At 44.2% G+C, this 7407-nt stretch carries 7 protein-coding genes; 3 read left to right on the top strand and 4 right to left on the bottom strand.

Annotation, left to right across the window (positions count from 1 at the left end):
* Nucleotides 1–96: 96 nt before the first annotated feature.
* From ACFQ2O_RS18500 to ACFQ2O_RS18485, 4 genes are all read right to left on the bottom strand, one after another.
* A complete protein-coding gene (locus ACFQ2O_RS18500; protein ID WP_377531403.1) occupies nucleotides 97–462 on the bottom strand; it encodes a methylglyoxal synthase in 366 nt (121 codons plus the stop codon).
* A gap of 138 nt (nucleotides 463–600) precedes the next feature.
* A complete protein-coding gene (locus ACFQ2O_RS18495) occupies nucleotides 601–957 on the bottom strand; it encodes a histidine kinase (protein ID WP_377531401.1) in 357 nt (118 codons plus the stop codon).
* Between the two features lie 4 nt (nucleotides 958–961).
* A complete protein-coding gene (locus tag ACFQ2O_RS18490) occupies nucleotides 962–2224 on the bottom strand; it encodes a PAS domain-containing protein (protein ID WP_377531399.1) in 1263 nt (420 codons plus the stop codon).
* A gap of 248 nt (nucleotides 2225–2472) precedes the next feature.
* A complete protein-coding gene (locus ACFQ2O_RS18485; RefSeq protein ID WP_377531397.1) occupies nucleotides 2473–2871 on the bottom strand; it encodes a hypothetical protein in 399 nt (132 codons plus the stop codon).
* A gap of 145 nt (nucleotides 2872–3016) precedes the next feature.
* Between ACFQ2O_RS18485 and hppD the strand changes: the two genes are divergently transcribed.
* The 3 genes from hppD (at nucleotide 3017) to ACFQ2O_RS18470 (ending at nucleotide 6937) form a co-directional block, all read left to right on the top strand.
* Nucleotides 3017–4141, top strand: coding sequence for a 4-hydroxyphenylpyruvate dioxygenase (hppD, locus tag ACFQ2O_RS18480; protein WP_377531395.1), 1125 nt, complete (start codon nucleotides 3017–3019; stop codon nucleotides 4139–4141).
* Nucleotides 4142–4335: 194 nt separating this feature from the next.
* Nucleotides 4336–6069, top strand: coding sequence for a phospho-sugar mutase (locus ACFQ2O_RS18475; protein WP_377531392.1), 1734 nt, complete (start codon nucleotides 4336–4338; stop codon nucleotides 6067–6069).
* Between the two features lie 283 nt (nucleotides 6070–6352).
* A complete protein-coding gene (locus ACFQ2O_RS18470; protein ID WP_377531390.1) occupies nucleotides 6353–6937 on the top strand; it encodes a nitroreductase family protein in 585 nt (194 codons plus the stop codon).
* The last annotated feature ends 470 nt before the right edge of the window (nucleotides 6938–7407 follow it).

Below are 7407 nucleotides of genomic sequence, written 5' to 3'. Positions count from 1 at the left end.
CTAGTTAATTTTTTCTGAATAGTTCACAAAAAAAGCACCCACCACTGCTGCTGCAGTTGTAAGTGCATTATCTAAAATTCGCTATAATTAGTTATACTACTCTTCCAGTATAACCAAGTCAGCGGATGCGCGGTTTAGTGCAATCGGAATGTTGTTGATAACAGCTGTACGAATCAAGGTCTGTATATCATGCTCATGACCGTGCGGTGTTTCAGCATCGATAAAGAAAATGATTTTATGCACCTCTCCCTGCAGGATTCTGGCTGCCAATAAAATGTCGCCGCCACTAGGCCCATGTCCGAAAGGCTGCACATTTAGCTCCAGCATATCGTTTAGTAGCTTAGAGGTATTGGATGTGCCGATTAAGTTGTGCTCTGCCAGCGTATCGCGGTGCACCTTGGCCCAGTTAAGCAACTCTGTTTTGCGGCCATTGTGTGCTATAAGTGCAATGGTAGTTTTCATAATTTAAAGTTAAGTAAAGCTTCTTCTAATCTGAAGTGCTGCTTAAATATAAAGAATTTTAATTTAACTGATTTGCGTCTGCTTTGGATGTATTTTAAATATTGACTACCTGACCTCCACATAAACTATAGATTACTTTTACAAGGCGTAAGTAAGTTTACCTTCAAAGCGAGTTAACAGGTTCAGGAATTCTTCAGATTTAACTTCAACCTCCTTAAAGCCATCGTGCGCCTGCTCAATTCTTCCGCTTTGGTACAGGTTTATCAATTGCACTACCAGTTTTTCTATGTTCTGATGTAAGGCATACAGCTGCCTCAACTCCAGAAGATCCTGATAGACAACAAAACCTACTGTGCTAAACCAGGTGGAAACCGGACCATAACTGGAGAAAAAATTCCCGTCATAGCTTCCGCCATACAGCACCGACCTTACTTTAGACTTATAAAGTATGTGCTTGATTCTGAGCTGCTGACAGTCTACCTGGGCTTGATTCATCAAACTAGTTTAAGCCCTTTTCGCATATAGCCAACTGCTGCCTTAGCCTTACCCGCTCTGTTACTTCATAACCGAACACAATAATACCGGTTATCTTACCTTCCTCTAATAAAGGGTGATAAGTAGTGGTAAAGAACCGCTCCTCCTCTTTGCCTGTTGCTTCCCAATCCATCACTACAACGATCTCGTCCGCTGTAAAAGGCTCTCCGGTAGCAAACACATTATTTAATATGCTAATGTATCCCTGTTCTCCCACTTCAGGTACGACCTCTGCAATGGTACGACCTAAAAAATCGCGGTTTGGCCAAAGTTTTTGGAAATGCGGATTAACTAAGGTAAACGTATGCAAAGGCCCTTTCATAATCGCAAATATAGCAGGCGCTTGCATAATCAGTCGCTCCAGCGTCAGCCGCTCAGCTTCTGCTTTTTGAAAAGCTAACGCTACCTGATCAGAAAGCGTAGCCATTTGCTCATTAGTTGCCAGCAGCTCCTCTACCATCATTTTAGTGTCGTGAATATCGGATGTGCTGCCAAGCCGCATAATTAAGTCCTGGTTCTCATTCAGCATTGGTTGGCTGTTAATGATATGCCACCTGTACCTCCCATCTTTCCCTTTAATGCGCACCTCAACCTGAAATCCTTTTTTCTGCTGTAAAGCCTTCTCTACTTGCAGCATCATTCCTCCGTAATCATCCGGATGAACAACCTCCGCCCAGCTCTTTTCTAGAAACTCTTCAAAAGGTAATCCGGTATAATTAATCCAACGTTGGTTTACATATGTCAATTTACCGTTGGCATCAGCCGTATGAATGAGCTGCGACACCATATCAGTCATAAATCTGAACTTTTCTTCGCTGGAGGCCTGCGCACGCTTGGCTAATTCTCTTTCAGTTACATCAGCTGATTTCTGTAAAATACACTTTACTTCTCCCTGCTCATCCAGAACAGGGATATGAGAAGCTTCCCAATAGCGCTCTTCAAAAGTATGACCTTCTGGTCTCTCCAAATCATACCGAATCACGTCAAGGGAATCAGTTCGTTTCGTATTAAGAGCCTTTTCTAGAGATAACACAACCGGATTCTGGTTATAAGGCACGTTCTTGTCAGGAAAAGCTTCCTCTATAAGCTTAAGGCCAACAATGTCTTCCAGCCTTCGCATCGTCACTTCCAGATAAGCATCTGTAGCAGTAAGTATTTTAAACCCTGGCTCCGGCGCAACAACAACTATCGCATCGGGAATAGCGGCAAAAACTTCTTGATAGTTCATGTATAGTTCAGGCTTATAATCTAAGAAAGCAGGCAGCCAAGTTTAGTAAGAATACGGCAGGGTGGTAACTATCTTATAGGATCAGATGTTTGTAAATGCTGGTTTATCATTTTACAAAAAACCTGCATTGGATCAGCCAAAACCTATAGTGCAAAAAAAGCACCAATCCAGTTAATAACCAGATTGGTGCCTGTTATATTCATCAGCCAATACAGCCGACACGATCAATGGGTACTTACTACAGTTACTTACTCAGCAGTCCAGAGTACGCGCTCCTGGTCTGAGAGGATAAGTAGTATGCGAGGCGGGTTTGCTACCAGCACCAGGCGCATTTCCACTCCCGGAAAAGAATCTGATTCTACCCAAACACCTTCTTTTTCGTCTTGCTCCAGAGCTGCCTCTGGGTCCAGCGTACTAGCCAGGTATGCAGTAGGCAGAAGAATATCAGCGTCTGACTTTATTTTGCCGTGCACATCTTCCAGCACGTCTTCCAGCTCATCACCGTAATCTTCGTTAAAATCGTCTTCCAGGTCGTGCAGCTCTTCTTCTATGTCATCATAGCGAGCATCGTTGTAGTCAAGTTTGCTTAGCTCTTGCTTTTTCTCCAGGATGGCCACAATGGACTCGTTCAGGGCTTTTGCGTTCATGTTATCTCGTTTTTTTACAAAGTTGACAACATGACACAGTAATTGCAAGTATTCGGGTTGATAATTTGGAATAGCCTGATTGGTTTTGATCAAAGTTTAAAAAGAGTATTTTTACATAATCTTCACCTAAAAACTACTCAAAACTATGTCAACCGATACCTTACAATCAAAAACAACGGCAACAGACATTCTGCCACTGAACGGTACAGATTATATCGAATTCTATGTGGGCAATGCTAAACAGGCCGCACATTATTACCAGACCGCCTTTGGGTTTAATCTGGTAGCCTACGCTGGCCCAGAAACCGGCGTGCGCGACCGCGCCTCCTATGTGCTGCAGCAAGAGAAAATCCGTTTCGTTTTCACCACATCACTCAACCCGGATTCTGATATATCTAAGCATGTGCATTTGCATGGCGATGGTGTGAAAGTATTAGCGCTTTGGGTAGACGATGCAGAGGAAGCCTTTAGAGGAACTGTAGCGCGTGGCGCAAAACCAGCTCTGGAGCCTAAAACAATCACCGATGAGCACGGAGAGGTAAAAATAGCTTCTATCCATACCTACGGCGAAACCATCCATACTTTTGTGGAGCGCAAAAACTACAAAGGCGCTTTTATGCCAGGCTATGTCGCCAAAAAAAGCCTGCTGCAGGTAGAGCCTGTAGGGTTGATGTATGTAGACCATTGTGTGGGCAACGTGGAATTGGGGCGCATGAACGAGTGGGTAGCGTTTTATGAAAAAGTAATGGGCTTCCAGTTGCTGCTGACCTTCGATGACAAAGATATCAGCACCGAGTATACTGCACTTATGTCTAAGGTAGTTTCCAACGGAAACGGCTATGTTAAATTTCCGATAAACGAGCCTGCAGCCGGCAAGAAAAAGTCTCAGATAGACGAGTATCTGGAGTTTTACCGTGGTGCAGGTGTGCAGCATATTGCCATCGCCACAAATGATATCCTGAAAACAGTAAGTGACCTTCGCAGCCGTGGCGTAGAGTTCCTGTATGTGCCTGATACTTATTATGAAGACCTAATCCAGCGTATTGGCAACATAGACGAGGACATGGAAGACCTGAAGAAGCTGAACATCTTAGTGGACCGTGATGAGGAAGGCTACCTGCTCCAGATCTTTACCAAGCCAGTTGAAGACCGCCCTACTGTGTTTTATGAAATTATTCAGCGCAAGGGAGCTAAATCCTTTGGCAAAGGTAATTTCAAGGCTCTGTTTGAGGCAATTGAGCGTGAGCAGGAGCTAAGAGGCAACCTTTAAGCTTAAAATCAAGTATAGCCGCGTGTAATTGTGGCTAAAATACCTTTATTTTGATATTACTATATTTCACACCAGTTCTTCCGTTGCCTATTGTGCAAAGCCAGAGCTGGTGTGATTTTTTGTCTGAGCCATTCTGGTTCTGACCCGTTGTACTTATATAAGATACTGCTACTAAACATCAGCATAAAAAGACTATGATAGAGACATCTATAAAACAGAAGATTGACCAGTGGCTAGCCGGAAACTACGACGAAGCTACGAAGAGCGAAATTAACGGCATGCTGGAGCGTGAGGAGCATGAGACACTGTCGGATGCGTTTTACCGTGATCTTGAGTTTGGTACAGGCGGCCTGCGTGGCATCATGGGTGCAGGCAGCAACCGCATGAACCGTTATACTTTAGGTATGGCTACTCAAGGGCTGTGCAATTATTTAAAGCAGAACTTTCCTGATCAGGAAATAAAAGTAGCAATTGCCCACGACAGCCGTAACAACTCCCCGGAGTTTGCCCGCATCTCTGCTGATATTTTCTCGGCTAATGGCATAACGGTATATTTATTTGAAGCACTGCGCCCTACTCCAGAGCTTTCTTTTGCGATTCGCCACTTGGGTTGCCAGAGCGGTGTGGTAGTAACGGCCTCTCATAACCCGAAAGAGTATAACGGCTACAAAGTATACTGGAACGACGGTGCCCAGGTAACAGCCCCACATGACAAAAACATCATCGGAGAAGTAGGTAAAATCACCTCTATAGATGAAGTTAAATTTCAGCCTGATGCAGCTAAGATTCACATGCTGGGCAAAGAGTTGGATGAGGCATATATAGAGCAGGTGCTGAAGCTGTCTGTTTCAAAAGAAGCTATTCAGCGCCAGAACGATCTGAAGATAGTATACACACCTCTGCATGGCACAGGTATAACACTGGTGCCTGAAGTGCTGCAACGTTTCGGCTTTACCAATGTGCACATCGTAGAAGAGCAGGCAACCGCTGACGGCAACTTCCCGACTGTTGTTTATCCTAACCCGGAAGAAAAGGAAGCGATGACGCTGGCACTAAAAAAGGCTGCTGAAATTGATGCTGACCTGGTGCTTGCCACCGACCCGGACTCTGATAGAGTTGGTATTGCGGTGAAAAACCGAAAGGGAGAGTTTGTATTACTGAATGGTAACCAGACGGGTGCATTGCTGATTAACTACCTGCTGCAGGCATGGCAGAAAGCAGGCAAGTTGACAGGCAAAGAGTTTGTGGTAAAGACTATCGTAACGACAGACCTGATCAAGGAGATTGCTGAGAGCTATGGTGTAACCATGTATGAAACCCTGACCGGCTTTAAGTATATCGCAGAGGTTATCCGCGAGAAAGAAGGCCAGGAAGTATACATCGGCGGCGGCGAGGAAAGCTACGGCTATATGATCGGCGATTTTGTGCGCGACAAAGATGGCATCTCTGCCTGTGCGCTGATTTCTGAAATGGCTGCTGTGGCCAAAGACAACGGCCAAAGCCTGTTTGAGATGATGGTGAGCATGTATGAGAAGTATAACTTCTATAAGGAGGAACTTGTATCCATCACGAAGAAAGGCCAACGTGGTGCCGAAGAAATTCAGCAGATGATGGCAGACATGCGCAGCAACCCTCCAAAGCAAATGGCTGGCTCAAACGTAGTAGAAGTGAGTGACTACAAAATGAGCACCCGCAAATTGGTAATGACCGGCGAAGAGCAAAAGCTAACGCTGGAAAGCTCTAACGTGCTGCAATACCTGACGGAAGACGGTAGCAAAATATCTGCCCGCCCATCTGGCACAGAGCCTAAGATTAAGTTCTACGTGAGCGTGAATGAGCCTCTTGCCTCTGCCAGCGATTATGAAAGTACAGAGCAAAAGCTAAAGCAAAAGGTAGAGCAGCTGCTGCAAGACCTTAACCTGAGATAAAGTATACGCATTGGATCGGAGACATCTTTTCTGATAATTCTCTAAGTAGAAAATGGCTAAGCCGCTGGTTATTTACACCTGCTGCTTAGCCATTTTCTTTAAAGCCATACTTCAAAAGTTCGCGCGGTAAGTATACAGGAACTGTATTTATAAGGCAACAGTAAAATGATACGCTACCGATCGCGTTCATCAAGTACAACACTCTGCTTAACAAGCTTAACTTTGCACTGCGAAAAATGTCTACCTTACCGCTTGTCTAAAGCAAACATCATACTCTTAACCAATGAACCCGATTTTTGAAAGTATAAAAGAAGTTATTGAAACGCGTCGCACTACAAAACCACTCCTGATGAATGGCCAGCGCATACCTGACGAGCAGGTTGAGCAGCTGTTGCAGCTCGCAGACTGGGCTCCCACCCACGGCCACACAGAGCCTTGGCGTTTTATGGTTTATGCCGCAGGGGCAGCCGCTGATTTTTGCCACCAACACGCAGCGCTGTACAAGCAGGAGAATGGAGACCAGTTTCAGGAAGACAAGTATGAGAAACTATTGCACATGGGCGATAAGGCCTCGCACATAGTAGTTGCGTATATGCAGCGAGGCAACCTACCTAAAATTCCTGCACTCGAAGAAATTGCCGCCACATCCTGTGCCATTCAAAATCTCCTTTTAGGAGCGACAGCCCTCGGTATTGCCAGTTATTGGGGCTCTGGAGGTATGGCTTACAAACCAAGTATGAAGTCCTTATTAAAGCTGCGCGAAGAAGATGTAGTCTTAGGTATTTTATACTTAGGTTATACCGATAACGCGGCAAGAGAAGGAAAACGCCTGGTGCCATTGCAGGAAAAAATAACCTGGAACAATTAGGTTCAACAGAGACACAACCACAGAGCCACAAAATGTTAAAAGCACTCGTAATTTTAGCTGTAGTTGCAGGTATAGCTTACTTCCTCTTCTACCCCTTCCTTAAAACTTCTGTCAATAGGAAGCGGCTCTTTAGGTGGTTTATTATTATCTATATTATCATCATGATTGTCTCCACCATAAGCACGTATGTGATGGAGTAAAAGCAGGTGCGTAAAAATAGCTCTATAGCTAAAATCAGTAATATAAATGTTTAGTGAGAATAGTCATTTATTCTGCTTCAGGTGTTGTGTTAATTGCACAGCTATTTTAAAGTAACCCTTTACCATGGTAATTGGTAATCATAAGCAATTAGTTTATTTTTAGCTGTTCAACAGCAAGAACAAAAACAGGTACAGACAAGCTTACTTAGTCAGCTACCTGATTGAAACTTGACGAACAAGCCATTTTATACTTCATAACTTATTACTTAT

Source organism: Pontibacter rugosus, from assembly GCF_042678745.1.
In the GTDB taxonomy this organism is placed as follows: domain Bacteria; phylum Bacteroidota; class Bacteroidia; order Cytophagales; family Hymenobacteraceae; genus Pontibacter; species Pontibacter rugosus.
The sequence above is the reverse complement of the archived record's forward strand: the minus strand, read 5'-3'. Positions and strand labels throughout refer to the sequence as shown.